Here is a 25,746-nt window from a genome sequence, read left to right as displayed (position 1 = left end):
CTAGGGTGGCGCGGTGCGTCTGCTCATCGCTCGGTGCCAGGTCGACTACGCGGGACGGCTCACGGCCCACCTGCCGATGGCCACGCGCCTCATCCTGGTCAAGGCCGACGGCTCCGTGTCCATCCACGCCGACGACCGCGCGTTCAAGCCGCTCAACTGGATGAGCCCGCCCTGCACGCTCACCGAGCGCCCGGCCCCGCCCGTACCCGACCCGCTGCCGGGGTCGGCCGTCGTCGCCGAGCCGCTGACCGCGGTGTGGGAGGTGCGCGGGCGCGACGGGGACACGCTGCAGATCTCGATCGGCGAGGTGCTGAGCGACTCCAGCCACGAGCTCGGGGTCGACCCCGGTCTGGTCAAGGACGGCGTCGAGGCCCACCTGCAGGCGCTGCTCGCCGAGCACCCGGCCACCATCGCGCCCGGCCTGTCCCTGGTCCGGCGCGAGCACCCCACGCCCGTGGGGCCGGTCGACCTGCTCTGCCGCGACGCGGACGACGCGTACGTGATCGTCGAGATCAAGCGCAAGGGCGAGATCGACGGCGTCGAGCAGCTCACCCGCTACCGCGAGCTGCTCAACCGCGACGCCCTGCTCGCCCCGGTCCGCGGCATCTTCGCCGCGCAGAGCATCACCAAGCAGGCGCGCACGCTGGCCGAGGACCGCGGCCTGACCTGCGTCCTCGTGGACTACGACGTCCTGCGCGGCCTGGACGACCCGGGTTCGCGCCTGTTCTGAGGCGGACGGCCCGCGAGGTCAGGCGGAGCGGGAATCGAGGTAGCGGACCGTCGTGGCGTCCTCGTCCTGGTGCTCGTCCGCCTGGTCGTGGCCCCGGTCGTCGGCCCGCTCGTCCGCGGAGGTCGGCGCGGCGGTGCGGGCGTCGGTGCGGGCGTCGGTCGAGCCCGACGACACCGACTCGAAGTCGCTGAAGAGGATCTCGGGCACCTCGGGCAGGTTGCCCGCGGTCTCGGCCGCCAGGGCGCTCAGCGAGGTCAGCTGGCCCAGGATCGCGGAACGTCGCTGGTCGAGCAGCGCCTGCTCCTGGCGCATCTGGCGCCGGCGCCACGCGTACTCCTGCCGCGCACGCTCGTCGATGGTCGCGGCCTGCTGCTGCGCCCGGGCCACGGCGTCCGCGGCGTCGGCGTCGGCGGTCGTGCGGACGCGCTCCGCGTCGGCGAGGGCCTCGGCGCGCAGGGCGACGGCCTGCTCGGTCTCGGCGGCCAGGTGCGCCGCGGTGGTCGTCTGCTGCCGGGTCGCCTCGGCGAGCATCGCCTCGACGTGCGCGGCGGCCTCCTCCTGCGCCCGCTGCAGCTCGGCGTAGGTGGTCTCGCGGTGGGCGGCGACGTCCGCGGCGACCGCGGCGGCCTCGCGCTGCGCGGCGGCGCGCTGCTGCTCGGCCTCGTAGACGGCGGCCTGCACCAGGTCGTGCGCGCGGGCCTGGGCCTCGGTCCGTACGGCCTCGGCCTCGAGCCGGGCGGCGGCCAGCAGCTGCTGGGCGGACGCGTGAGCGCGCTCGACCGCGAGGGTGCTGTCGTCCTCCGTCCGGCGCCGCAGCACGTCGAGCTCGGCCAGCCGGTGCTCGCGCAGCCCGGCCAGCTCGTGCACGGTGTCGTCGCGCATCCGGTCGGCGTCGCGCTCGGCCCCGGCGACGAGGTCGTCGGCGGCGGTGGTCGCACGCTGCGTCGTCTCGCGCGCCTGCTCCTCGGCGATGCGCAGGATCTCCTGCGCCCGACCGCCGAGGCTGGAGTAGTCGGTCGTCATGGCCTGCTTGGCGGCCATGGCCCGGTTCTGGGCAGCCAGGCTCTCGACCTCGCGGCTCAGCCCCGCGATCTGGCTCTGGGTGTCCTCGACGAAGCGGTCGACCGCGGCACGGTCGTACCCCTTGCGCGCGCTGGCGAAGAAACCCGTGGCCGGGTCTCCCTCTGCGTGACGAACTGTGCTCATGTCGGCCCCCCTGGACAACGCCGGGGTCCCCTGGACGGCGGGGGATCCCGTACCAGGCGCCAGGTTAGCGGGTCGGCCCCGGCGGTCCTGGCTGCGAACCGCCGGGTCCGACGCACGGGTCAGCGCAGCGGGCCACCACGGCGCTGGGTGCTCTCGGTGGCGGGCAGCCGGCCCGGGGCGGCGAGCAGGGTCGGCTCCCCGTCCATCGGGACGTCGGGCTCGTCGTCGTCGGGCGTGCCGGGCTCCGTGGTCGTCCCGCTGCCCGACTCCCCGCTCCGGTCCTCGGTCCTGGTCTCGGTCTCGGCCTCGCTCGACGACCCGGTCGCCGGGTCTTCGACGGTCTCCGGCTCACCGCCGTCGGCCTCGCGCTCGGCCGGCGGCAGCGTCGGGGCGGCGTAGCTCTTCAGCACCGTGCGGTCGGTGCCGTCCTCGGGGATCTCGTCGACGTCCGAGCCCTCGTGGGCGCTCTGCGCGGCCGGGCCGGCCTGCTCGGACGCCTCGGACCCCGAGCCCTGGCCCGTGGCGTTCGACGTGTCCTGGTCCTGGTCCTCGTCGAGGTCCGGGAACGACGACGCAGTCTGCTGCGCCAGGTCGGACAGGCTGGCCAGCTGGCTGAGCACCGCCTGCTTGCGCTGCTGCAGCAGCTCGGTCTCGCGGCGCAGCTGCTGCTTGCGCCAGGAGAACTCCTGCTGCGTACGGGCCGTGATGGCGGCGGCCTGCTTGCGGGCGGTGGCGATGCGGTTCTCCGCCTCGGCGATCGCGTTGCCGCGGACCTGCTCGGCCTCGCTGACCGCCTCGGCCCGGATCCGGGCCGACTCGGCGATGTCGCTCTCCAGCCGCCCGGTGGACTCGGTGTGGTGCTGGGCGGCCTCGGCCAGCATCGCCCGGGTCTGCTCGGTCAGCTCCTCGTGCTCGCCGCGGGCGCGGGCGACGCTCTCCTCGCGCTCGCGGGCCAGCTCGGCGTGGGCGTCGGCCACCTCGCGCTCGACCTCGCGGCGCAGGCCGTCGGTCTCCAGCTGCGCCTCGTTCCGCAGCGCGGCGGCGTCGTGGGCGGCCTGCAGCCGCAGCGACTCGCCCTCGCGCCGGGCGGCGTCGAGCAGGGCGGAGGACTCGGCCTGGGCGCGGGCGACCTGCCCGGCGACCTCGTCCTGCAGCCGCGTCCGCAGCTCGCTGATCTCGCTCAGCCCACCCGTCCGCAGCTCGCCGCTGTCGCGCTCGGCCTGCTCGCGCTGGGTGGCGGCGTCGCGGCGCGCCTCCTCGCGGATGCGCTCGCCCTCGAGGGTCGCCGCGGTGGTGAGGTCGTGGGCCTGCTCCTGGGCGAGGCGGAGGATCTCGTTCGCCCGCCCGCCGAGGCCCGCGTAGTCGACGTCGTCGGGGTCGGTCTCGCGCAGCTTGCTCTCCTGCAGCGAGTCCTGCAGGCCGGTGACCTGCTTCTCCAGCTCCGCGGCGTGGCTGCGCGACTGCACGACGCTCGCCTCGAGCGTGCGGACGTACTCGTCGACCGCCTGGCGGTCGTAGCCGCGCAGCGCACCGGGGAAGTTCCCCGCCGCGCTCGCGGTGTCCTCGAACAGACCGAGACCGGCGTTCTCCGAACGGGCCATGTGTGACGTTCCTCCTCGAAGGTCAGGGGCTCCACCCCCGTCGACCCGCGCCCCCGCCGGGTCGTGCGCGACGCGGCCGCAATCGATCGGCTCAGTGTGGACCGGAGGTCTCCACCAGCTCGACGAGGACACCACCGGCGTCCTTCGGATGGACGAAGTTGATCCTCGACCCACGCGTGCCCGTCTCGGGCCGAGTGTAGAGCAGGCGGACGCCCCGGGAGCGGAGTACGGCGCACGCCGCGTCGAGGTCGGCGACCCGGTAGGCGAGCTGCTGCAGCCCCGGTCCGGACCGCTCCAGGAACCGGGTCAGCGTCGAGCTCGCGTCGAGCGGCGCGAGGAGCTGCACCTCGGCGGCCCCGTCCGGAGCACCCCGGGCCGCGAGCATCGCCTCCGCGACGCCCTGGCGCTCGTTCACCTCGCGGTGGACCAGGACGAGCCCGAGCACGTCCGTGTGGAAGGCGATGGCGGCGTCGAGGTCGGGCACCGCGAGCCCGACGTGGTCGACCGCCAGGATCCCGAGGTCGCCCAGCAGGCCAGCGTCGCCGAGTCCGCCGCTCGTCGTCGCGGAGGGACTGCCGTCGGGCTCGTGGTCGACCACGTCCCCACCGTAGAGGCCCTGCGAGGATGACCGGGTGGTGACGACCGTGGACCCGGCCGCGCTGGTCGCCGGTGTCCGGGCCGGCCGCCCGCGCGCGATCGGCCGACTGATCAGCCTGGTCGAGAGCGGGTCGCCGCTGGTGCCCGGCCTGGTCGCCGACCTGGCCGCGGACACGGGCCACGCGCTGGTCGTCGGGCTCACCGGGTCGCCCGGCGTCGGCAAGTCGAGCGCGGTCGGCGCGCTGGTCGCCCGCCTGCGCGAACGCGGGGAACGCGTCGGCGTGCTCGCCGTCGACCCCACCTCCCCCTTCTCCGGCGGGGCCGTCCTCGGCGACCGGGTCCGCATGCAGGAGCACGCCCTCGACGCGGGCGTGCACATCCGTTCCATGGCCACCCGCGGCGAGCTGGGCGGCCTCGCCGCCGCCGTCCCCGCCGCGCTGCGCGTGCTGGACGCCGCGGGGTGCGCCACGACGCTCGTGGAGACGGTCGGGGTCGGCCAGTCGGAGGTCGCGGTGGCGGCCACGGCCGACGTCACGCTCGTGCTGCTGGCCCCGGGCGCCGGCGACGGTGTCCAGCTGGCCAAGGCGGGCGTGCTCGAGGTCGCCGACGTGCTGGTCGTGACCAAGGCCGACCGGGACGGTGCCTCCGGGCTGGCCCGGGAGCTGCGGGCGATGGTGGCCCACGGGCACCGGGAGCCGGGGGACTGGGTGCCGCCCGTGGTGGCGCTCTCGAGCGTCGAGGGGACCGGCGTGGACGACGTCCTCGCCGCGGTCGCGGACTTCGCCGAGCACCAGCGCCGGACCGGCGGCTGGGACGTCCGGCGTACGGCCCGGGCCCGCGGTGAGGTCGAGCAGCTCGTGCTCGCGCAGGTCCGCGCGAGCGCACCCGGCGGGGCCGGCGAGCTGGACCGCCTCGCGGCCGAGGTCGCCGCCGGTCGGCTCGACCCGTACGCCGCGGCCCGTGACCTGCTCGCCCGCTGACGTGAGCCCGGCGCGCCCGACGGCGTGGCAGTCCGGGTTCGGGTGCTGCGTTCGGTAGAACTGTGCGCGGGCCCGTGAGCGGCCCGGCACTCGGCGACGCCGACGTGGCAGGACCGCAGGCACGACCGGCAGGGGGCAACGCGTGACCAAGTGGGTGAAGCGCTTCGTCTTCGTGCTCGTCGTCGGGTTCTGCCTGTTCTACGTCGTCAACCAGCCCGAGGGCGCCGCCGCCGCGGTGCGGACGGCGTTCCTGGCCGTGGGCAAGGCGTTCGGCTCGATCATCACCTTCTTCACCAGCCTCGCCTCCTAGGGCGACCGGCCCGCCGTGATCGCCGCCTGGCTGGACCCGCACGTGGACCAGTACCTCCTGAGCGACCAGGGCGAGTACGTGGTGCGCGAGGTGCACAAGCACTGGGTCGCGAGCGTGCTCGCCTGGGCGCGCTTCGTCGTGTCGGTGCCCGTCGTGGTGAGCGCCTTCGCGTACGCGGGCCCGCTCCGCTGGGTCCTGCTGATCGGGGGGCTCGTGCTCGGCGGGCAGGCCCTGTTCCGGGTGCTGGACGAGTTCCGGGACCGCTTCGTCATCACCAACATGCGCGTGTTCCGGGTGCACGGCACGTTCAGCACCCAGCGCGCGAGCGTCCCGCTGGGGCGGATCCTCGACATCACGGTCAAGAAGCCGCTGCTCGGTCGGATGCTCAACTACGGTCACTTCGTGTTCGAGTCCGCCGCCCAGGTGCAGGGCATCAGCGAGATCCGCTTCGTCGCCGACATCGACGGGCGCGACGTGGTCCTGCAGGACACCATGCAGCGCGCCGGCCTGCGGGCGACCGCCCCGGCCCAGGACGACGGGACGTGAGCCCCCAGCAGCCGCGCCGGCCGAGCCTGCCCTTCGACCCCATCGAGGCGGCGGCCGGGCAGTGGTCGCAGCACTGGGGCGACGTGCCTCGGATGCGCGCCGTCACCTCGCTCATGCGCGTCCACCAGCTCGTGCTGACCGAGCTCGACGAACGGCTGCGGCCGCTCGGGCTCACCTTCGCGCGTTACGAGGTCCTGGTGCTGCTGTCGTTCTCGCGCCGGGGCGCCCTGCCGCTGGGCAAGATCGGCGAGCGGCTGCAGGTGCACGCCACGTCCGTCACCCCGCTGGTCAAGCGGCTCGAGGCCGCCGAGCTGATCCGCCGTACGCCGCACCCCGAGGACGGCCGCGCGATCCTGGCCTCGATCACCCCGGCGGGCCGCGAGCTCGTCGAGCGCGCGACCGAGGTCGTGATGGGCGCCCGCTTCGGCCTGGGCTCCCTGAGCGACGAGCAGTGCGACGACCTCACCGAGCTGCTCACCCCGCCGCGCAAGGCGGCCGGCGACTTCGAGGTCTGACGCAGTCCCGGCCTCGGCCGGACGCGCGGGCGGACTTTGCCCCGGCACACCCTGCCCCGGCACACCCTGCCCACAGCGGCACACCTGGTCTTCAGGGGCACACCCTGCACCCATCGGCACACCCTGCAGGGTGTGCCGACGCGAGCAGGGTGTGCCCTGGAGAGCAGGGTGTGCGGACGCGAGCAGGCTCGACGCGAGCAAGTGATGCCGCCGCGAGCAGGGTGTGCCCGACGCGTACGGCTCAGCTCGTGGTGTGCGGGTCGGCCAGCGGCCACCCGCCGAGGGCCAGCCGGTTGCGGACCCGGCTGATGTCCTCTTCGCGGGGCAGCTCGTCGCTGACCTTGGTGATCATCGTGCCGATGTCGATGTCGTCCACCGGCAGCTGGCCGTCACGCATCAGCTGCGTGGCGACGGCGAGCACCTCGTCGCTGCTGAGCCGGCGGGTCAGCACCGCGAGCAGCGGGACGTAGTCGGCCTGGGGCACCCCGTTCGGGTAGCCGGCCTTCAGCCAGCCGACGACGGAGGTGACCCAGCCCGTCAGGCTCACCACGTCACTCCGGCGCGTCCGCCAGCGGCCAGCCGGCGGCCGCGAGACGGGCGGACACGCGCGTCACGTCGTCGGACGAGGGCGACTCGCGCAGGTGGCGCTGGATCAGCTCCTCGATCTCGTCCTGCGTGATCTCGTCCTCGCCCCGGCTCTGCTGCGCCTCGGAGGAGGTGAGGTCGTGCACGATCTGCCGCGTCTGGTCGTCGGTCAGCCGACGCTGCAGGAGCGCGATCAGCGGGAACCGGTCCTGGGGCGGGACGCCCTCGGGGTAGCCGGCCTCCAGCCAGTTGAGGACCCGCACCGCGATGTTCGGCTGGTCGGTGCTCTCGGTGGTGGTCACGTGATCAGCTCCCGAAGATCTTGAGCCCGAAGCCGCTGGCCACGACGAGGAAGATCCCGAAGAGGATGGCCGCGACGCAGACCGCGAAGAGGACCGTCGAACCCGCGCGGCCCGCTCCGGTGGGCGGGGTGGTGTAGGTGGCGCCGTCGGCCGCGAGCGTACGCCCGGTGCCGAGCGCCTTGATGCCGAGCGCGAAGACGGCCGGCAGGCCGGCGCCGAGGATGATGCCGGCCACCAGGACCTGCCACAGAGCCTCGAACGCCTTCAGGAAGATCTCGCCCATGATGTTCTCGTCGCCTTTCCGGCGGTCAGACGTTGACGGGGGTCTTGGACTCGGCCGGGGCGCTCTTGGGGTGGAGGCCCCCGTCCCAGTCCTCGTTGACGTTGTTCGGGTCGATCTTGGTCTTGCGCGAGTGCCGGAACATCAGCCCGGCCACGACGACCAGGATCGCGAAGACGAGCCCGGTGCCGAGCGCCCCGCCGACGCCGTGGGCGATGGCCCAGCAGATGGCCCCGACGACGGCCGCGGCCGGGAGGGTGATGACCCAGGCGATGGCCATGCGGCCGGCGACGCCCCAGCGGACGGTCGCACCCGGGCGGCCGACGCCCGAGCCGAGGATCGACCCGGTGGCGACGTGCGTGGTGGAGAGCGCCATGCCGAGGTGGCTCGAGGACAGGATGACCGCGGCGGAGGCGAACTCGGCCGCCATGCCCTGCGGCGAGCTGATCTCGACGAGACCCTTGCCGAGCGTGCGGATGACGCGCCAGCCACCGATGTAGGTGCCGGAGGCGATGGCCACGGCGCAGGCGATCTTCACCCACAGCGGGATGCCCTCGCCCGCGGTCCAGCTGCCGTACGCGATCAGGGCGAGCGTGATCACGCCCATCGTCTTCTGCGCATCGTTGGTGCCGTGCGCGAGGGCGACCAGCGAGGCCGACCCGATCTGGCCCCAGCGGAAGCCCTTCTCGCGCGGGCCGGTGGCGACCGCCGCGGTGATCTTGAAGACGACGAAGGTCCCGAGCGCGGCCACGAGGCCAGCGACGACGGGGGAGAAGAAGGCCGGGAGGATCACCGAGGACACCACGCCGTCCCACTTCACCCCGTCGAGACCCAGCGCGGCGATGGCCGACCCGATCAGGCCGCCGAAGAGCGCGTGCGAGGAGGACGACGGCAGGCCGAGCAGCCAGGTCGCGATGTTCCAGAGGATCCCGCCGACGAGCCCGGCGAAGATGATCGTCAGGATCGGCACCCCCATGAGCTCGGGGACCGGGGCCCCGTTGGCGCCCTGGATGTGGATGATCTTGTTGCTGACCGTCAGGGCGACCTGGATGCTGAGGAACGCCCCGACGAGGTTGAGGGTGGCGGCGAGGAGGACGGCCGTCTTGGGCTTGAGGGCTCCGGTCGCGATGGACGTGGCCATGGCGTTGGCGGTGTCGTGGAAGCCGTTGGTGAAGTCGAACGCCAAGGCCGTGATCACGACGATCCCGAGGATGAAGAGAGCTTCAGTCACGGGTCGATCGTGGGGTTCGGAGGCTATGGATATCTACCCCGAACGGGTCGGCGGAGGATGATTCACGCAGTGTTCACCTCCACGGCTGACACCGGACATCGGGCGACCCCGAACGAGGCCCCGGAGGCCCTGCCGTGCGCCCTACGTGAGGTAGAGCAGGGGGGTGCCGGGCAGCCGCGCGGGCACCTCGGACTCGAACCAGGCCCGCAGCTCGCGCATGGTGTCGCGGGGGTAGACGTACTTGACCCCGCCGAACTTCGAACGCTTCTGGCTGCGCGCCGACTCGTCCATCTCGAGCTTGGTCTTCGGGTACCAGGAGAGCAGCACGTCGCGGCTGCCCGGGGTGAAGCGGTGCGTGATCACCTCGACCGTGAGGTCGACGGGACGTCCGGCGGCGGCGACGGGGGCCAGGGCCGCGCGGACGTCGTCGAGGAGCTGCCCGTACGCCTCGCGCCAGCCCTCGACCGGCATCACGGGGGCGACGGTCAGCCCGACCGGGTAGCCCGCGGCGGCGAGGGTGGCCAACGCCCGCAGCCGGCCGGGCATCGGCGCCGTGCCGCCGTCGAACCGGGCGGCGACCTCGGCCGCGTTGACGGAGAACCGGGCCCGCGTACGGCCGCCGTGGTCGAGCGCGGCCAGCTCCTCCACGTCGTCGAACTTCGTGGTGAACCGCAGGCTGGCCTCGTCGCCGTAGCGGCCGGTGCCGACGCGCTGGATCGCGGTCGCGAGCGAGCCGGTCACGTGCTCGATGCCCAGGGGGTCGGTGTAGCAGGAGAGCTCGAAGGTGGTCCCCTCGTGACCCCGGGCGGCGGTGCCGCTGGTCACGGTGCCCTGGCCGGCCAGCTCGGCGATGGGGGCGAGGACCTCGTCGAGGTTCGCGAAGACCCGGGTCACCGGCGGACCGGTGAGCGAGCCGGCGAGGTAGCAGTACTGGCAGTGCGCCGGGCAGCCCCGGGCGAGGTCGATGCGCCAGTCCGCGCTCGGCGGGATGGGCTGGGGCGTCCGCGCGCTGGGCGGTGCGACCACGAGGGCCAGCGTCGACTTCGCCCAGGCGTACGTCTCGCGCTCGGTGGCACCACGCGGGGCGGAGACCCGGCCGACGACCTCGACGTCGTCCACCCCGGCCGCGGTCACGCGGCGGAGGACCTCGGCGGTGTGCGGGAGGTCGGCGGCGGCCTTCATCACCAGCACGCGACGGGGGAGCCAGCGGCGGACGCGGCCGTGGCCGTCGCGCGTGGGCTCGTCGGGACCGGGCTGGTCGGAGTGCGGCTCGTCGGAGACGGGCTCGTCGGAGATTGGCTCGAGCGGGATCAGAGCGGGCGACACGTTCGGGGGAGCCTCGAGACCGAAAGAGAAGAAAACGGCAGGACGTCCCTCGTACGGGGGACAAGCCAGATGATTTGCGGTGCAATTACTTGATCAACCGATATTTCCAGGATAGTCGTGTGACTCCGGTGATCACGGCGCGATCGGGGGATGTGCGCGCGGTCACCGGATCCCGGGGGGCGGGAGGCCGGCCCTCGACAGGGCGCGCCCGCCTCCGGGTCGTGGCGTGCCCTCGTCGGGGGCCGAACCGACCCAGGGGCAGGCCGCGGACCGGAGGAGGCACGTGACCGTAGCGCCGGGCGCGCTCCGGACCGAGGACGGTCCAGGGGTACCTCGGCCTACCGGCACGCCCATCGCCCGCGACATGACCACGATGATCGACCGCGTCCTGGCGGTCTCCAGCGTCGTCGGTCTCGCGCCCGGGCTGTTCCAGCTGTCGATGCAGGGGCCGGGTCTCGCCGTGTGGTGGCTCCTGCCCTTCTGCGTCCTGCAGGGCGTCGTGGTGCTGGGGATGGTCGTCCAGGCCACCCGTCGACGTCCGTTCCGTCCCTGGGCGGGGGCGTTCGCGGTGCTCACCCTCGTGGCGGTCTCGACCTTCCCGTCGGCGGCGCCTCCGGTGCTCGTCGGGCCTCAGCCCTTCCTGTGGTGGCAGGTCGGCCTGGCTGTCGTCTGTGCCGGCCTCTGGCGCGGCATCGGGGCGGGCGTGGGCTACGGCGTGCTCCTCGCCGCGGCCTGGACGGTGGCCCGCACGACGCCGGCGGGTGGTGCGACCGGGTTGACGATCGCGGCCGCCGAGGGTGTGTTCGGGGTGGTGGCCGGCATCGTCATCGCCGTCGTCGCCCGCGGGATGCTCGACTCGGCCGTCGCCGCCGACGCCCGCGCTCGGGAGGTCTCCGCCGTCGAGCTGCGCCAGGCCGTCGAGAAGGCGCTCGCCGAGGAACGCGCCCGGCTCGACCAGCTGATCCACGACGACGTGATGACCACGCTCGCGGCGGCCGCCCACAGCACGGAGGCCACCACCGGACGGGCCACCGCGCTGCTCGCGCGCCATACCCTGGCCGTCATCGACGCCCGGCCGGAGGCGTCCGCGGACGGTGTCCTGTCCGTCTCGGTGCTGGCGAGGCTGGTCGAGCAGACGGTCCGCCGGGTGAGCCCGGACGTGGTGCTCGTCGAGCGGGTCGACGTGGGCGCGGCACTGAGCCCGGTCCCGAGCGCCGTCGCCGGGTCGGTCCTGACCGCACTGCGGGAGGCGGTGCGCAACACCGTGCACCACGCCCAGGCCCGGCGGACCGAGGTCGAGCTGCGGGCCGGGCTACGGGCCGGCACGCTCCACCTCGTCGTGCGCGTCGTGGACGACGGTCGTGGCTTCGACCTGACCGCGGTCGCGGCGGACCGGTTCGGCGTCCGCGGCTCGATGCTGGAGGCCTGCCGTCGGGTGGGGGTCAGGCCGCGCCTGCGCACGGCGCCCGGGCGGGGGACGGAGTTCGAGCTCGGTTGGAGCGGGTCGGCGGTCGCGCCCGAGCGGGTCGTCGTGGTGCCGCCGGGCGCCGACGACCGGCTGCCCGTCGACTTCCCGACCGGCCAGTTCGTCGCCGCCGTCTGGGCGGCCGTCGGCGTCGGCGTCGGGGTCGGTCTCGTCACGTTCGGCAGCCTCGAGAGCCCGCCGGCGGTGCTGACCGGCATGGTGGTCGTGCTGCTGGCCACTTACCTCGTCCTGGCCCCGTACGACGGCCTGCGGCTCCCGCTCGGCGTCACGGTCGTCGTGGTCGCGCTGGAGGTCGCGCTGGCCCTCCTGATGACCCAGGCCGTCGTGCGCTACGACCAGCCGGACGTCCTGCACTGGCACACGTTCCCGGCGGACCTGGTGATGGTGGTGCTGGTGGTCCGAGGTCGGCCGGGCTGGGCGGTCGGCGCACTGCTCGCCGTCGAGGCGGGGATCACCTGGACGTGCATCACGAGCGGGCTCGGCTGGGGCGGTCTGCTGCGGGCGGGGTCGGGCCAGGTCCTCGTCGTCGCGGTGGTCATCCTCGTCACCCGCGTGCTCCGAGCGATCAGCCGGCGCCAGGTCGTGCTGCGGAGCCAGGAGGACGCCGCCCTCGACGCCTCCGCGCGGCAGCATGTCGCCCTGGTCCAGCGCGCGCTCTGGATGGCCGACCTCCGGGCGCAGTCCCGCTCCGTGCTCGAGCGGCTGTCGGAGGGGACCGGCCCGGTCCCCGTCGGGCTCCGTCAGGAGGCGCTCCTCGTGGAGGCGACTCTGCGCGAGTCCCTCGTGGCGCGCAACGTCATGAGCGACGAACTGGCCGTCCTCACCGAGGACGCCCGCCGCCGGGGGGTCGACGTCCGCCTGGTCGACAGCCGGAGCACCGCGCTCCCGCCCCGGCTCGGGACGGTGCTCCTGGACGTCGTCCGGCGCTCCCTCGCGACCTCCTCGGTCGCGCGGCTCGTCGTGAGGCTCGCCCCGGAGGACGGGGAGCTCGCCGCGTCCGTGCTGACGGAGGACTCCGTGGGCACCCGCCTCGTCCGCATCGACGCGTTCGGGGTACTGACGACCTCGGAGGTGGAGACGCGTGGTGCGTGAGGCGACGCCGATCACGGTGGTGGTGGCCGACGACCACGACGTGGTCTGGATCGGGCTCGTGGCCGCCGCCCGGCTCGGCAGCGGACGCCCCGTCCGGCTGCGGGGCCACGCCACGAACGCCGCCACCCTGCTCGCGATCGTCGAGCAGCAGGCCCCCGACGTCGTGGTGCTCGACCTCGTGCTCGGCGACGGCTCCGACCCCGGCGACACGGTGGCCCGGGTGGTCGCGGCCGGTTCGCGGGTGCTCGTCTACTCGGTCCTCGACAACCCCCGGCTCATCCGGAGCGCGCTGGCGGCCGGGGCCCACGGGCTGAGCCGCAAGTCCGAGCCCGTGCAGGTCACCGTCGACAAGCTGCGCCAGGTCGCCGCGGGCCAGACGCTCGTGTCACCCGAGATCCTGGCCATGATCGACGGCGACACCGACTTCGTCCGCGCCCGGCTGAGCGAGCGCGAGCGCGAGGTGCTCGTCCTGTACGTCTCCGGGCTGGAGATCTCCCAGATCGCCCAGCAGCTCTTCGTCACCGAGAACAGCGCGCGCGAGTACCTGCGCCGGATCCGCGCCAAGTACACCGAGGTCGAGCGCCCGGCCTCGACCAAGGTCGACCTGCTCCGCCGCGCGATCGAGGACGGGATCGTCCCTCCGATCGAGCCGCGGTAGCCGTGTCGTAGCGGGCGCGCCGGCGCCTAGTCGGTCGGTGACGCCGGAGCTGGGGCGGGGGTCGCGTTTGCGGACCGTGGTCTGAAGACGTGGGCAGGAGTGCTCAGGCGGGCGAGGCCGTCAGTGCCTGGACACGGCGACCCCGCCGGAGGCGTGACGAAATCGCTGACTCCCGACGCCTCGTGGGCGACGTGGGGCGTACGGAGTCAGCGGTTTCTTGTCCAGCTCGGCCGGTGGCGGCTGGAGGCCGCGTCCGGTCAGGCCAGGGCGGCTGAGACCACCTCGCGGGCGGCCTCCTGGACCTGGGCGAGGTGCTCGGGTCCGCGGAACGACTCCGCGTAGATCTTGTAGACGTCCTCGGTGCCCGACGGGCGCGCGGCGAACCACGCCGACTCCGTCGTCACCTTGAGGCCGCCGATGGGGGCGTCGTTACCGGGGGCGCGGGTGAGCTTGGCCGTGATCGGCTCGCCGGCCAGCTCGGTCGCGGTGACGGCCGAGGGATCCAGCTTGGCCAGCTTCGCCTTCTGCTCCCGGTCGGCGGGTGCGTCGACGCGGGCGTACGCGGGGGTGCCGTGGCGGGCGGTGAGGTCGCCGTAGAGCTCGCTCGGCGAACGGCCGGTGACGCCCTTGATCTCGCTGGCCAGCAGGGCGAGCAGGATCCCGTCCTTGTCCGTCGTCCAGGTGCTGCCGTCCAGCGCCAGGAACGAGGCCCCGGCGGACTCCTCGCCGCCGAAGGCGACGTCGCCGGTGCGCAGGCCCGGAACGAACCACTTGAAGCCGACCGGTACCTCGATCAGCGTGCGGCCGAGGTCCTCGGCCACGCGGTTGATCATGGACGAGGAGACCAGGGTCTTGCCGATGGCTGCGTCCAGACGCCACCCGGGGCGGTGGTCGTAGAGGTAGGAGATGGCCACCGCGAGGTAGGCGTTCGGGTTCATCAGGCCGAAGTCGGGCGTCACGACGCCGTGCCGGTCGGAGTCGGCGTCGTTGCCGGTGGAGATCTCGTACGCGTCCTTGTTGTGGATGAGGCTGGCCATCGCGTTCGGCGAGGAGCAGTCCATCCGGATCTTGCCGTCGGTGTCGAGCGTCATGAACGCCCACCGCGGATCGACCTTGGTGTTCACCACGGTGAGGTCGACGCCCAGGTGCTCGGCGATGTAGTCCCAGTACTGGATGCTCGCCCCGCCCATGGGGTCGGCGCCGATCCGGACGCCGGCCTCGCGGATCGCGCGGAGGTCGAGCGCGTTCACCAGGTCCTCGCAGTAGGCGCCGAGGTAGTCGTGGCGGTGGACCTCGCCGACGACCTCGCTGTAGCGCTTGCGGCGGATCCCCGACGGGTCGGCCAGCAGCTCGTTCGCCCGCTTGGCGATGGCCGAGGTCGCGTCGGTGTCCGCGGGCCCGCCGTGCGGCGGGTTGTACTTGAAGCCGCCGTCGCGCGGCGGGTTGTGCGAGGGGGTCACCACGATGCCGTCGGCCTGGGGCGCGCCCGGCGCCAGCCCCGCGTTGTGGACCACGATCGCTCGCGACACGGCGGGCGTGGGGGTGTAGTCCTCCTCGTTCTCCGCCAGCAGCGTCACCCCGTTCGCGATCAGCACCTCGGTCGCGGTGATCCAGGCCGGCTTGGAGAGCGCGTGGGTGTCCTTGCCCAGGAACAGCGGACCCGTGATGCCCTGCTGCGCCCGGTACTCGACGATCGCCTGCGTCGTCGCGGCGATGTGGGCGTCGTTGAACGCGACGTCCAGGCTCGAGCCGCGGTGCCCGGACGTGCCGAACGAGACCTGCTGGTCCGGGTTCGTCGGGTCGGGGACGAGGTCGTAGTAGGCGCTGACGACCGCGTCGACGTCGATGAGGTCTTCGGGGAGGGCCGGCTGGCCGGCGCGAGGGTGAGCCATGGGGGTCATTGTGCCGACCGGGACCCGGGTCACGGCCAGGGGTCCTCGGAACGGGGCGGGCGTCCCCGCCGGGGCCTGGAAGACTGGGGTCATGAGCTCGTCCAGCTTCAGTCGTCCCGGAGCCATCGACCTGTCCCAGCTGGCGGCGCGCGCCAAGGCCGCCGCCGCCGGCCCGACCCCCGGAGCGCCTGGTCCGGCCGCGCCGGCCGGCGGTCCGTCGTACGTCCTCGAGTCGAGCGAGCAGACCTTCGAGAACGACGCCATCCGCCCGTCGACCCAGCACCCCGTCGTCGTCGAGCTCTACTCGCCGCGGGTCGCGACGGGTGCCCAGCTCTCCGAGGCCCTCGCCGCGGTCGCCAACGCGTCGGAGGGCCGCTTCCTGCTCGTCCGCCTCGACGTGGACACCGCGCCCGGCATCGTGCAGGCGCTCCAGCTCCAGGCCGTGCCCACGGTGCTGGCGATCATCTCCGGCCAGGCCGTGCCCCTGTTCCAGGGCGTGCTGCCGCGCGACCAGGTGCAGCAGGCCGTCGACCAGGTCCTGAAGACCGCGCTCGCCAACGGCATGGTCGGGCGGGCGCAGCCCGTGGCGCCGGGCTCGGCCGCCGCCGGGGGTGACCCGGTCGACGACGGACAGCCCGACCCGCGGTTCGCCGCGGCCGACGAGGCGCTCGCCGCGGGCGACTTCGCCCGGGCGCGCGACGAGTTCGACCTCCTCCTCAAGGCCAACCCGAACGACAGCGAGGCCGCGCTGGGCAAGGCGCAGGCCGGGCTGTTCGCCCGGGCGTCCGTGCTCGACCCGCAGACGACGCTGACCCGCGCCGCGGACACCACCGACGTGCAGGCCCAGCTCGACGCCGCCGACCTCGACCTGGTCAGCGGCGAGGTCGAGGCGGCGTTCGAGCGCCTGCTCGCCGTGGTGCGTCGGGGTGGTGCCGACCGCGACACCGCCCGCGTACGGCTCCTCGAGCTCTTCGAGACCGTCGGCCCGTCCGACCCGCGGGTGCTCGCCGCCCGCCGCGGCCTCATGTCGGCCCTCTTCTGAGGTGCCTGCGCTGATGCGTGCGCGGGTCGTCGCCGCCGCGCTGGGGACGGTCCTCGCCCTCGCCGGGTGCTCGGGCGGTCCGGCGCCGGCCGCCCCGTCGGCCTCGTCCGTCCCGTCGGCCGAGTCCGCGCCCTCGTCGACGGTCGCTCCGACAGCGGCGACGACGCCCAGCCCGTCCGCCCTGGCCACGCTGCCGGCCGCCCAGTGCCTCACCGGTCGCTACGCGCTCGTCCGCTTCGTCGCGGTCGGGCAGGGGTCGACGTACGGGACGGGGCAGGGCGGCGACGTGACGCTCACCTTCGAGGGCGACGGCTACACGCTCGCCGGGGCGGGCCGGGAGCCGGTCGTCGTGACGCTCGCCGGCCAGACCGGCAACCTGACGGTGGACGGCGAGTCCCAGGGCGGCTACGCGCTCGACGACGCGGTGGCGACCTTCACCCCCACGTCCGCAACCGGCGGCGGGTCGCTGGACGACGGCACGGGCGGGGACGGCACCCGGCTGACCATGAAGCAGGTCGACGGGGTGATCGGGCTGTCGGGCCAGGGCCAGGTCGCGTGCACCGACCGGTTCCTGACCATCACCCTGGCGTCGATCCGGCTCGAGCTCGCCCGGACCTGAGGCGTTCTTCCGACGCACCCGTGGCCAGCGCCGCCGTGACCGTCGCCGCCACGATCGCCGTCCACGTCCGGACCCACGGCCCATCCGCGCCGGGGTCGCCCGTGCTCGACGGCTACCGGGCAAGGGGCACGGTCCTCGACGACGAGGCCCGTGCCCGCCTCCTCAGGCCTTTGGGTCGTCCGGGCCCTCGAGGGAGGTCGTGAGGCCGCCGTCCGGCCCGATCTCCTCGGCGGGCGCCTTCGGGGTCTTCGGGGCGACCTGGCGGACCGTGCGTCGACCGCCGCTCTGCTCGGCGTCGGTCAGCGCGCCGCCGGCCGTACCGGGCTCGGCCGCCGCGGCCGGGGAGACGGCTTTTGCCGCCGCGCGGGTGCCGGCCTCCACCGCCGCCGGGTCGGCGTGCTCCTCGGTCGGCTCGGGCTGGAAGCTGAGCCACACCGCACCCAGCGGCGGGATCGTGACCCGGGCCGAGGCGTCGTAGCCGTGCGACGGGACGTCGACCGCGACGACCTGACCGAGGTTGCCGATCTCGCCGGTGCCGTCGTACACGCTCGAGTCGGTGTTGAGGATCTCCTTCCACACCCCGACCGCGGGCAGCCCGATGCGGTAGTCCGAGCGGGGCTCGGAGGAGAAGTTCGTCAGGCAGGCGATCATCTGGCCGTCGCCGTCGTAGCGCAGGAACGAGAAGACGTTGCCGCCCGAGTCGTCGGCGTCGATCCAGGAGAAGCCGGACGGGTCGCTGTCCATCTTCCACAGCGCCGGGTGCGCGCGGTAGACGTCGTTCAGGTCCTTGACCAGGCGCTGCACCCCGTGGTGGCCCGGCTCGGCGCTCTGCCACCAGTCGATGCTGCGGGCCTCGGAGAACTCACGCTTCTGCCCGAACTCGGTGCCCATGAACAGCAGCTTCTTGCCCGGGTGCGACCACATGAAGGCGTAGAAGGCGCGCATCGTGGCGAACTTGCGCCAGTCGTCCTGCGGCGCGCGCTCGTACATCGAGCCCTTGCCGTGCACGACCTCGTCGTGGCTGATCGGCAGGATGAAGTTCTCCGAGTAGGCGTACGCCATCGCGAAGGTCATCTCGTGGTGGTGGTACTGCCGGTGGAGCGGCTCGCGGCCGTAGTAGCGCAGCGAGTCGTTCATCCAGCCCATGTTCCACTTGAAGCCGAAGCCCAGCCCGCCCCAGTCGACCGGCCGGGTGACGCCCGGGAACGACGTCGACTCCTCGGCGATCATCATCGTGCCGGGCTCGCGCTCGTACGCGTGCTTGTTCGTCGCGCGCAGCAGCTCGATGGCCTCGAGGTTCTCGTTCCCGCCGAACTTGTTCGGGATCCACTGGCCCTCCTTGCGGGAGTAGTCCAGGTAGAGCATCGAGGCGACGGCGTCGACCCGCAGACCGTCGATGTGGTACTCGTGCAGCCAGAAGTAGGCGTTGGAGACGAGAAAGCTCTTCACCTCGTTGCGGCCGAAGTTGAAGATGTAGGAGCCCCAGTCGGGGTGCCAGCCGAGCTTCGGGTCCTCGTGCTCGTAGAGCGCGGTGCCGTCGAAGCGCTGCAGCGCCCAGGGGTCGGTGGCGAAGTGCCCGGGCACCCAGTCGACGAGCACGCCGACGCCGGCCTGGTGCAGCTTGTCGATCAGGTAGCGGAACTCGTCGGGCGACCCGAACTTGCTCTGCGGGGCGTAGTAGCCGGTGATGTGGTAGCCCCACGAGCCCTCGAACGGGTGCTGCGCGACGGGCAGGAACTCGACGTGGGTGTAGCCCTGCCACGTCACGTACTCGACGAGCTGGTCGGCGAGCTCCACGTAGGTCAGGCCCTTGCGCCACGACCCGATGTGCACCTCGTAGATGCTCATCGGCTCCTGGTGCTGCTTCTTCTCCCCGCGGTACCACATCCAGTCGTCGTCGCCCCAGGCGTACTGGGTCTTGTAGACGATGGAGGCGGTGTGCGGCGCGGCCTCGGCGAACATGGCCATCGGGTCGGCCTTGAGCCGCCAGACGCCGTCGGCGCCCAGCACCTCGAACTTGTAGAGGTTCCCGGTGCCCACGCCCTCGACGAACAGCGCCCAGACCCCGGAACCGGGCACGAGGACCATCGTGTGGCCCTCGCCGTTCCAGTGGTTGAAGTCGCCGACCAGGCGCACGGTCTGCGCGTTGGGTGCCCAGACCGAGAAGCGGGTGCCCGCGAGGTCACCGCGCTCGTCGTCGTGGACCGAGGTCTCGTGGGCGCCGAGCCGGCGCCAGGCCTCGGTGTCGTGGCCCTCGTGGAAGCCGCTCAGGTCCCATCCGGTCAGGTTGCCGCTCGGGTCGTGGCTCATGCGAGCTCCTCCGGTTTTGATCCGTCGTTGGTTCGGGGGTCGGACGCGGGCGAGCCCGTCGGGTCCGGTGGGGCGGCGGCCAGGACCGCGACGGCGCCGAGCGGGATGCCCACCCAGTCCGGCCGGTTGCGGGTCTCGTAGACGACCTCGTACACCGCCTTGTCCGCCTCGTACGCGGCCAGCAGCCCGGCGTCGTCGGCGCCGAGGCCGCGTCCGTCGGTGTAGCCCGCGAGGAACGCCTCGCGGCACCCGTCGCGCCAGGCGCCCGCCGCGTCGCCGGGCACGCTGGCCGCGGCGTAGTCGAAGGACCGCATCATCCCGGCGACGTCGCGCCAGACCGAGTCCGGGGCGACCCGCTCGGCCAGGGTCTTGGCCGGCTCGCCCTCGAAGTCGATGATCTTCCAGCCCGACGGCGTGTGCAGGGTCTGACCGAGGTGGAAGTCGCCGTGCACGCGCTGGGCGTCGAGCTCGGTGCCCTCGAGCGCGGCGAAGCGCTCCGTGAGGCCGTCGGCGTACGGGCGGAGGGCCGGGGCGATCGCCGCTGCCGTCGCGAGGCGCTGCGTCATGACCGAGGCCACGGTCGAGCCGGGCTGCCCGGTGGTCCCGAACGCGGTCCGCAGCGCCGTGTGGACCTCGGCCAGCGCCCGGCCGAGGGCGGCGGCGTGCGCGGCGAACCCGTCGTCCGACGACGGGACCTCACGGGCGGCGCCGCGCGTCTCGGCCTCCAGCGAGGCCAGCGCGAGGTCCCAGCCGTCGACCGCGTCGGCCAGCTTCTCCACGCACATGGCCAGGTCGGCGCCCAGCACCTCGCCGTCCGGCGCGGTCCAGGTCGCCTCGACGGAGCCGAAGAGGCGCGCGACGTCGGTCATGCCGGCGTCGTTGAGCGCGGCGTGCACCTGGATGTCGAGGTTGCGGCCGAGCTCGAGGCGGCGGAAGAGCTTGAGCATGGCCACGTCGCCGAACATGACCGACGTGTTGCTCTGCTGGCCGCGGAAGACCTGCGGCTCGAGGTCGGGGGTGATGGCCGCCGCGTCCCGCAGGTCGAAGCGGACCCGCCCGACCTCGGAGGTGACCTCCTCGGAGGCGAGCAGCGCCTGCAGCAGGACCCGGGCGCCCGCGACGTCCTGGGTCGCGTCGTAGACCACGGACCCCTCGTCGACGTAGAGCTCGGCCGCGGCGGCGGCCACCCCGTCCGGCACCCGGTCGTGGCGGTGCGCCAGGGCCAGCTGGTAGTGCTCGACCGCGTGCTCGTCGGGGTAGGCCACCTCGATCACCGCGAGCCGGACGCGCGGCACCTCGTCGGCGCCCGCCTCCGCCGACGTCGGAGCCGCTGGGTCGTTGAGCCAGGGCAGCGGCGTGAACGAGCGCAGCTCCGCCCGGCGGCCCTTGCCGGCGAACCAGCGGGATCCCGTCACCACGCGCATCAGCGACGCGGCCGCCTCGGGGGGCAGGCCGGTCGCGGCGTCCGTCACGCGGAGGTCCGGCTGGGGTAGCGGACGACGGTGAGGATGTGGGCCGGGTCGTCGTGGGTCAGCCGGACGAACGCCCGCTGCCCCCAGCGCCAGGTCTGCCCGGTCAGCTCGTCGTGCACCAGGAACACGTCGCGGCTGGAGAGCCCGAGCGCCTCCATGTCGAGCACGATCTCGGTCTCGACGACCTCGTGCGGGTCGAGGCTGCAGACCACGATGACGACGTCGTCGTCGGTGCCGGCCACGCCGGCCGCTCCCGTCGCTGCAGCCGTACCGCCGGTCCCCGGTGCCGCGGCGGCCCGCTTCGAGAAGACCAGCGCCTGCTCGTGGGCCGCGGTGTGGAAGTGGAGGTCGCGCAGCTGCTGCAGCGCGGGGTGCTCGCGCCGGATCTGGTTGAGGCGGCCGAGCAGCAGGTTGAGGTTCTCCCCGCTGTCGGCCGCGGCCTGCCAGTCGCGGGGCCGGTACTCGAACTTCTCCGAGTCCAGGTACTCCTCGCGGCCCGGCCCGAGCGGCGCGCTCTCGAACAGCTCGAAGCCCGAGTAGACGCCCCACAGCGGCGACAGGGTGGCGGCGAGCACGGCCCGGATGGTGAAGGCCGTCTTGCCCCCGGTCTGAAGGTAGAAGGGGTTGATGTCCGGGGTGTTCACGAAGAAGTTGGGCCGCAGGAAGCTGTCGGTCTCGGTCGTCAGCTCCGTGAGGTACTCCTCGAGCTCCCACTTCTCGTTGCGCCACGTGAAGTAGCTGTACGACATGTGGAAGCCGATCTTGCCCAGCATGTGCATCATCGCCGGCCGCGTGAACGCCTCGGCGAAGAAGAGGACGTCGGGGTCGGTGCGGCGCACCTCGGCGAAGAGCCAGGCCCAGAAGCTCACGGGCTTGGTGTGGGGGTTGTCGACCCGGAAGATCCGGACGCCGTGACTCATCCACAGCTTCACGACGTCCAGCCAGGCCGCGTAGATGCCCTCGCGGTCGGCGTCGAAGTTGAAGTTGTAGATGTCCTGGTACTTCTTCGGCGGGTTCTCCGCGTAGGCGATCGAGCCGTCGGCCCGCTTGGCGAACCACTCCGGGTGGGACGTCACCCAGGGGTGGTCCGGCGAGGCGTTCAGGGCGAGGTCGAGCGCGACCTCGAGCCCGAGCGAGCGCGCCTTGGCGACGAACGCGTCGAAGTCGTCGAAGTCGCCGAGGTCGGGGTGGATGGCGTCGTGGCCGCCCTCGACGTTCCCGATCGCCCACGGCGAGCCCGGGTCGGAGGGGCCCGGGGTCAAGGTGTTGTTCGCGCCCTTGCGGAACGCGGTGCCGATCGGGTGGATCGGCGGCAGGTAGACGACGTCGAAACCCATCGACGCGGCTGCCTCCAGGCGCTCGTACGAGGTGGCGAACGTGCCGGAGGTCCAGGTCTGGCTCTCCTCGTCGTACGTCGCCCCCTGCGAGCGCGGGAAGAACTCGTACCAGGACGCGAAGAGCGCCTCGCGCCGGTCGACGAAGACGGGGTAGTCGGGGCTGGGGGAGACCAGCTCGCGCGGCCCGTACGTGGCCATGGCGGCCCGGACGTCGGGCGCGAGGACGACCGCGAGCCGGTCCTCCACCTGCTGCCCGGGCTCCAGGGCCCGACCGGCTCCGCGGAGGCGGGCGGCGGGACCGGGGGCCCCGTCGGCGTCGGCCCGGGCGGCGGCCGCGGCGAAGATCGCCTTGCCCTCGGTGCAGACGAGGTCGACGTCGATGCCGGCCGGGATCTTGATCTCGGCGGTGTGGACCCAGGTCTCCCACGGGTCGCTCCAGCCCTCGACGCGGAACGTCCAGGGACCTTCGGTGTCGAAGACGACGGTCGCGGCCCACCAGTCGAAGCCGAGCGGGGTCGTCGGCTGCATCGGCTCGGTACGTTCCGTGCCGTCGGGCCCGGTCAGGACGACGGTCGCGTTCACCGCGTCGTGGCCCTCGCGGAACACCGTGGCCCGGATCGGCACGGCCTCGCCGACGCTGGCCTTGGCCGGGTAGGCGCCGCACTCGACGACGGGCGACACCTTGGTCACGGGGATGCGGCCGACCGGCGCGCCCAGGCGCGGCCCGTCAGCGCTCCGGCGCACGGGTGTCGGGTCGGGCGTCAGGTTGGACGGGTCGGGACCCACGTCGGTCTGGCTCACCCCGTCAACTTATCGGGCGGCGGCCGTCCGGCCACGCGCGGTGGGCGGACCGATGTGGTCCACGTCTCAGGCGTGGCGATCCGGTCCGCACGACCGGAGGCGCCGCTAGGGTGCTGCGCGTGCGTGCCATCCGACGTTTCACCGTCCGCCCCGTGCTCCCCGAGGTCCTCAAGCCTCTCGGCGACCTCGCGCGCAACCTGCGCTGGTGCTGGAACACCGACACCCAGGACCTCTTCCGCTCCGTGGACCCGGACCTGTGGGAGTCGAGCGGGCACGACCCGGTCAAGCTGCTGTCCGACGTCTCCGTCGAGCGGCTGGACACGCTGAGCTCGGACAAGCGGTTCCTCAAGAACCTGCGCGTCGTCCAGGCCGACCTCGCCGACTACACCAGCGGCGACCTCTGGTACGCGGGCTTCGCGGCCGAGCACCCCGAGGCACCCGCGGGCATCGCGTACTTCTCCCCGGAGTTCGGCATCACCGAGGTGCTGCCGCAGTACTCCGGCGGCCTCGGGATCCTGGCCGGGGACCACCTCAAGACCGCGTCCGACCTCGGCGTCCCGATCATCGGCGTCGGGCTGCTCTACCGGCAGGGCTACTTCCGCCAGTCGCTGAACGCCGCCGGCTGGCAGCAGGAGACGTACCCGCTGCTCGACCCGAACGCGCTGCCCCTGACGCTGCTGCACAACGACGACGGCAGCCCGGTCACCGTCGAGGTGGACCTCGGCGGCGGCCGCGTGCTGGCCGCGCAGGTCTGGCTGGCGGCTGTCGGCCGTGTCCCGCTGCTGCTGCTGGATTCCGACGTCGAGCGCAACGCCGGACCCGAGCGCGAGACCACCGACCGGCTGTACGGCGGCGGCACCGAGCACCGCCTCGCGCAGGAGACGCTGCTGGGCATCGGGGGCGTCCGCGCCGTCCGCGCGTACTGCAAGATCACCGGCACGCCGGTGCCGGAGGTGTACCACACCAACGAGGGCCACGCCGGCTTCCAGGGCCTGGAGCGGATCCGTGAGCAGGTCGTCGCCGGCGTCGACTTCGACACCGCGCTCGAGACCGCGCGGGCCGGCACCGTCTTCACCACGCACACCCCCGTCCCTGCCGGCATCGACCGCTTCCCGGTCGACCTGGTCCGCCACCAGTTCGCCGACTTCGGCCTGCCGCTCGAGCGCGTCATGGCGCTCGGCTCGGAGGACTACGACGGCGGCGACCACGGCGTGTTCAACATGGCGGTCATGGGCTTCCGGCTCGGGCAGCGCGCCAACGGCGTCTCGCTGCTGCACGGCGAGGTGTCGCGCGACATGTTCCAGGGGCTGTGGCGCAGCTTCGACACCAGCGAGGTGCCGATCACCTCGATCACCAACGGCGTGCACCACCTCACCTGGGTGCACCGCGACCTGCTCGCCCTGCTCGAGGCCCCCACGGGCAGCACGAGCGACAGCGTGATCGACGGCTACGACTGGAACGGCCTCGTCGACGTCGACGACAAGACCATCTGGAACCTCAAGCGCACGATGCGTACCGAGCTGATCGCGTTCACGCGCAAGCGGCTCGCCGAGAGCAGCGCGCACCGCGGCCTGTCGACCGACTGGGTCTCGGGCGTCCTCGACCCCGACACCATCACGTTCGGCTTCGCCCGGCGCGTGCCGTCGTACAAGCGCCTCACCCTGATGCTGCGCGAGCCCGAGCGGCTCAAGGCGCTGCTGACGTCGAAGAAGCGCCCGATCCAGATCGTCATCGCCGGCAAGTCGCACCCCGCCGACGAGGGCGGCAAGGCGCTGATCCAGCAGATGGTGCAGTTCGCGGACGAGCACGACGTCCGCAACCGGATCGTCTTCCTGCCCGACTACGACATCGGCATGGCCAAGCCGCTCTACCCCGGCTGCGACGTCTGGATGAACAACCCGCTGCGCCCGTACGAGGCGTGCGGCACGTCGGGCATGAAGGCCGCCCTCAACGGCGCGGCCAACCTGTCGATCCTCGACGGGTGGTGGGACGAGTGGTACGACCCGGCGTTCGGCTGGGAGATCCCCTCGGCCGAGGGCGTCGAGGGCGACCAGCGCGACGACCTCGAGGCCAAGTCGCTCTACGAGATCATCGAGAACGAGATCGTCCCGCGCTTCTACGACCGCGACTCGCACGGCTACCCCAAGCGCTGGATCCAGATGATCCGCGAGACGGTGGCCGGCCTCGGGCCGAAGGTCCTCGCCTCCCGCATGGTCCGCGACTACGTGACGCACCTCTACACCCCGTCGGCGGCGTCGAGCCGGTCGCTCGCCGCCGAGACCGGCGGTCCCGAGGCCCTGGCCGAGTGGAAGCGCAAGGTCCGCGACGCCTGGGGCGACGTGGTCGTCGACCACGTGCAGTCGCTCGACGGCGACCAGGTCGAGGTCGGCACCGGCATCCACGTCAGCGCGCTCGTCCGGCTCGGCTCGCTCGACCCGTCCGACGTCGAGGTGCAGCTCGTGACCGGCCGGGTCGGTTCCGACGACCAGCTCCGCGAGCCGCGCATCACGCCCTTCCCGGAGGGTGCTGACGTCGATGGCGGCCTGCGCCGCTACGAGGGCACCGTCCAGGCCCGCCGCGCGGGCTCGATCGGCTACACGGTCCGCGTCGTCCCGCACCACCCGCTGCTCGTCAGCACGGCGGAGATGGGCCTCGCCGCGGTTCCGAGCGGCCTGTCCTCGCCCCCGTCCGCGTAAGGGGAACGTTCCGCGGGGCTAGTCCCTTGCGTCTCACCAGTCCGAATTTTTTCACGTTCACGTGAAAAACTGCCGCTGAGCACAGCAGATATGCCGTGTTCAGCGGCAGTTTCTCGTGGTGAGCACGAGCGC

22 protein-coding genes are annotated in these 25,746 nt (G+C 73.0%); 10 read left to right on the top strand and 12 right to left on the bottom strand.

Features of this window, described 5'->3' with window-relative positions; all coding sequences use genetic code 11:
• Nucleotides 1-13: 13 nt before the first annotated feature.
• Entirely contained in the window at nt 14-730 is a 717-nt protein-coding gene (nucS, locus tag FHX39_RS11775; RefSeq protein WP_183338643.1) for an endonuclease NucS, read from the top strand.
• Nucleotides 731-748: 18 nt separating this feature from the next.
• Here the strand turns inward: nucS and FHX39_RS11770 are convergent, their stop codons facing one another.
• The 3 genes from FHX39_RS11770 to mce form a co-directional block, all read right to left on the bottom strand.
• Nucleotides 749-1,936, bottom strand: coding sequence for a DivIVA domain-containing protein (locus FHX39_RS11770; protein ID WP_183338641.1), 1,188 nt, complete (start codon nt 1,934-1,936; stop codon nt 749-751).
• A 119-nt stretch (nt 1,937-2,055) separates the two neighbouring features.
• Nucleotides 2,056-3,537 carry a DivIVA domain-containing protein gene (locus FHX39_RS11765; protein WP_183338639.1) on the bottom strand — a complete coding sequence of 494 codons (1,482 nt, stop codon included), beginning with the start codon at nt 3,535-3,537 and terminating at the stop codon, nt 2,056-2,058.
• A gap of 91 nt (nt 3,538-3,628) precedes the next feature.
• Nucleotides 3,629-4,135 (bottom strand): methylmalonyl-CoA epimerase, encoded by a 507-nt coding sequence (mce, locus tag FHX39_RS11760; protein ID WP_332836795.1) that lies wholly within the window; start codon nt 4,133-4,135, stop codon nt 3,629-3,631.
• A gap of 34 nt (nt 4,136-4,169) precedes the next feature.
• Between mce and meaB the strand changes: the two genes are divergently transcribed.
• The 4 genes from meaB to FHX39_RS11740 all read left to right on the top strand — a co-directional run bounded on the left by meaB (nt 4,170) and on the right by FHX39_RS11740 (nt 6,485).
• Nucleotides 4,170-5,114, top strand: coding sequence for a methylmalonyl Co-A mutase-associated GTPase MeaB (gene meaB, locus FHX39_RS11755; RefSeq protein ID WP_183338637.1), 945 nt, complete (start codon nt 4,170-4,172; stop codon nt 5,112-5,114).
• A gap of 142 nt (nt 5,115-5,256) precedes the next feature.
• The gene (locus FHX39_RS11750; protein WP_183338635.1) at nt 5,257-5,424 is read left to right on the top strand and encodes a hypothetical protein; all 168 of its coding nucleotides are present in this window, start codon (nt 5,257-5,259) and stop codon (nt 5,422-5,424) included.
• 15 nt (nt 5,425-5,439) lie between these two features.
• The gene (locus FHX39_RS11745; protein ID WP_183338633.1) at nt 5,440-5,970 is read left to right on the top strand and encodes a PH domain-containing protein; all 531 of its coding nucleotides are present in this window, start codon (nt 5,440-5,442) and stop codon (nt 5,968-5,970) included.
• Entirely contained in the window at nt 5,967-6,485 is a 519-nt protein-coding gene (locus FHX39_RS11740) for a MarR family winged helix-turn-helix transcriptional regulator (RefSeq protein WP_332836794.1), read from the top strand. The genes FHX39_RS11745 and FHX39_RS11740 overlap by 4 nt, the downstream gene beginning before the upstream one ends.
• A 241-nt stretch (nt 6,486-6,726) precedes the next feature.
• On the opposite strand, the gene FHX39_RS11735 is transcribed toward FHX39_RS11740, so the two are convergent.
• From FHX39_RS11735 to FHX39_RS11715, 5 genes are all read right to left on the bottom strand, one after another.
• Nucleotides 6,727-7,032 (bottom strand): DUF3349 domain-containing protein, encoded by a 306-nt coding sequence (locus FHX39_RS11735; protein ID WP_183338631.1) that lies wholly within the window; start codon nt 7,030-7,032, stop codon nt 6,727-6,729.
• 4 nt (nt 7,033-7,036) lie between these two features.
• The gene (locus FHX39_RS11730; RefSeq protein WP_332836793.1) at nt 7,037-7,372 is read right to left on the bottom strand and encodes a DUF3349 domain-containing protein; all 336 of its coding nucleotides are present in this window, start codon (nt 7,370-7,372) and stop codon (nt 7,037-7,039) included.
• Nucleotides 7,373-7,376: 4 nt separating this feature from the next.
• Nucleotides 7,377-7,655 carry a hypothetical protein gene (locus FHX39_RS11725; RefSeq protein WP_183338629.1) on the bottom strand — a complete coding sequence of 93 codons (279 nt, stop codon included), beginning with the start codon at nt 7,653-7,655 and terminating at the stop codon, nt 7,377-7,379.
• A 25-nt stretch (nt 7,656-7,680) separates the two neighbouring features.
• A complete protein-coding gene (locus FHX39_RS11720) occupies nt 7,681-8,883 on the bottom strand; it encodes an inorganic phosphate transporter (protein ID WP_183338627.1) in 1,203 nt (400 codons plus the stop codon).
• A 141-nt stretch (nt 8,884-9,024) separates the two neighbouring features.
• Nucleotides 9,025-10,209, bottom strand: a complete 1,185-nt coding sequence (locus FHX39_RS11715) for a spore photoproduct lyase family protein (RefSeq protein ID WP_332836792.1) — start codon at nt 10,207-10,209, stop codon at nt 9,025-9,027.
• A gap of 364 nt (nt 10,210-10,573) precedes the next feature.
• Here FHX39_RS11715 and FHX39_RS11710 point away from each other — a divergent pair, with 364 nt between their 5' ends.
• Both FHX39_RS11710 and FHX39_RS22140 read left to right on the top strand, forming a co-directional pair.
• Nucleotides 10,574-12,787: an ATP-binding protein gene (locus FHX39_RS11710; protein ID WP_183338625.1), complete on the top strand. Its 2,214-nt coding sequence runs from the start codon at nt 10,574-10,576 to the stop codon at nt 12,785-12,787.
• A complete protein-coding gene (locus tag FHX39_RS22140) occupies nt 12,777-13,445 on the top strand; it encodes a sigma factor-like helix-turn-helix DNA-binding protein (RefSeq protein WP_183338623.1) in 669 nt (222 codons plus the stop codon). Before FHX39_RS11710 ends, FHX39_RS22140 begins: the two co-directional genes overlap by 11 nt.
• A 257-nt stretch (nt 13,446-13,702) precedes the next feature.
• On the opposite strand, the gene pgm is transcribed toward FHX39_RS22140, so the two are convergent.
• On the bottom strand, nt 13,703-15,337 hold the full coding sequence (gene pgm / locus FHX39_RS11700; RefSeq protein ID WP_183338621.1) for a phosphoglucomutase (alpha-D-glucose-1,6-bisphosphate-dependent): 1,635 nt from the start codon (nt 15,335-15,337) through the stop codon (nt 13,703-13,705).
• Between the two features lie 91 nt (nt 15,338-15,428).
• Between pgm and FHX39_RS11695 the strand changes: the two genes are divergently transcribed.
• Nucleotides 15,429-16,379, top strand: coding sequence for a tetratricopeptide repeat protein (locus tag FHX39_RS11695; RefSeq protein ID WP_183338619.1), 951 nt, complete (start codon nt 15,429-15,431; stop codon nt 16,377-16,379).
• 13 nt (nt 16,380-16,392) lie between these two features.
• Entirely contained in the window at nt 16,393-16,998 is a 606-nt protein-coding gene (locus FHX39_RS11690) for a hypothetical protein (RefSeq protein WP_183338617.1), read from the top strand.
• A 162-nt stretch (nt 16,999-17,160) separates the two neighbouring features.
• Here the strand turns inward: FHX39_RS11690 and glgB are convergent, their stop codons facing one another.
• From glgB to FHX39_RS11675, 3 genes are read right to left on the bottom strand one after another with little or no spacing between them, the layout of a single operon-like run.
• Nucleotides 17,161-19,308: a 1,4-alpha-glucan branching protein GlgB gene (gene glgB / locus FHX39_RS11685; RefSeq protein ID WP_183338615.1), complete on the bottom strand. Its 2,148-nt coding sequence runs from the start codon at nt 19,306-19,308 to the stop codon at nt 17,161-17,163.
• Nucleotides 19,305-20,780 (bottom strand): phosphotransferase, encoded by a 1,476-nt coding sequence (locus FHX39_RS11680; protein WP_183338613.1) that lies wholly within the window; start codon nt 20,778-20,780, stop codon nt 19,305-19,307. Before FHX39_RS11680 ends, glgB begins: the two co-directional genes overlap by 4 nt.
• The gene (locus FHX39_RS11675) at nt 20,777-22,861 is read right to left on the bottom strand and encodes an alpha-1,4-glucan--maltose-1-phosphate maltosyltransferase (RefSeq protein ID WP_183341309.1); all 2,085 of its coding nucleotides are present in this window, start codon (nt 22,859-22,861) and stop codon (nt 20,777-20,779) included. The genes FHX39_RS11680 and FHX39_RS11675 overlap by 4 nt, the downstream gene beginning before the upstream one ends.
• A gap of 176 nt (nt 22,862-23,037) precedes the next feature.
• Between FHX39_RS11675 and glgP the strand changes: the two genes are divergently transcribed.
• The gene (glgP, locus tag FHX39_RS11670; protein WP_183338611.1) at nt 23,038-25,614 is read left to right on the top strand and encodes an alpha-glucan family phosphorylase; all 2,577 of its coding nucleotides are present in this window, start codon (nt 23,038-23,040) and stop codon (nt 25,612-25,614) included.
• The last annotated feature ends 132 nt before the right edge of the window (nt 25,615-25,746 follow it).

The organism is Microlunatus antarcticus, assembly GCF_014193425.1.
Lineage (GTDB): Bacteria > Actinomycetota > Actinomycetes > Propionibacteriales > Propionibacteriaceae > Microlunatus > Microlunatus antarcticus.
The sequence above is the reverse complement of the archived record's forward strand: the minus strand, read 5'-3'. Positions and strand labels throughout refer to the sequence as shown.

Bases quoted from the DNA above. Each gene is read 5' to 3' on its own strand.
- FHX39_RS11725 (WP_183338629.1), bottom strand. From the start codon at position 7,655: ATGGGCGAGATCTTCCTGAAGGCGTTCGAGGCTCTGTGGCAGGTCCTG.
- FHX39_RS11770 (WP_183338641.1), bottom strand. From the start codon at position 1,936: ATGAGCACAGTTCGTCACGCAGAGGGAGACCCGGCCACGGGTTTCTTC.
- pgm (WP_183338621.1), bottom strand. From the start codon at position 15,337: ATGGCTCACCCTCGCGCCGGCCAGCCGGCCCTCCCCGAAGACCTCATC.
- FHX39_RS11695 (WP_183338619.1), top strand. From the start codon at position 15,429: ATGAGCTCGTCCAGCTTCAGTCGTCCCGGAGCCATCGACCTGTCCCAG.
- glgB (WP_183338615.1), bottom strand. From the start codon at position 19,308: ATGAGCCACGACCCGAGCGGCAACCTGACCGGATGGGACCTGAGCGGC.
- FHX39_RS11765 (WP_183338639.1), bottom strand. From the start codon at position 3,537: ATGGCCCGTTCGGAGAACGCCGGTCTCGGTCTGTTCGAGGACACCGCG.
- FHX39_RS11690 (WP_183338617.1), top strand. From the start codon at position 16,393: ATGCGTGCGCGGGTCGTCGCCGCCGCGCTGGGGACGGTCCTCGCCCTC.
- FHX39_RS11710 (WP_183338625.1), top strand. From the start codon at position 10,574: ATGACCACGATGATCGACCGCGTCCTGGCGGTCTCCAGCGTCGTCGGT.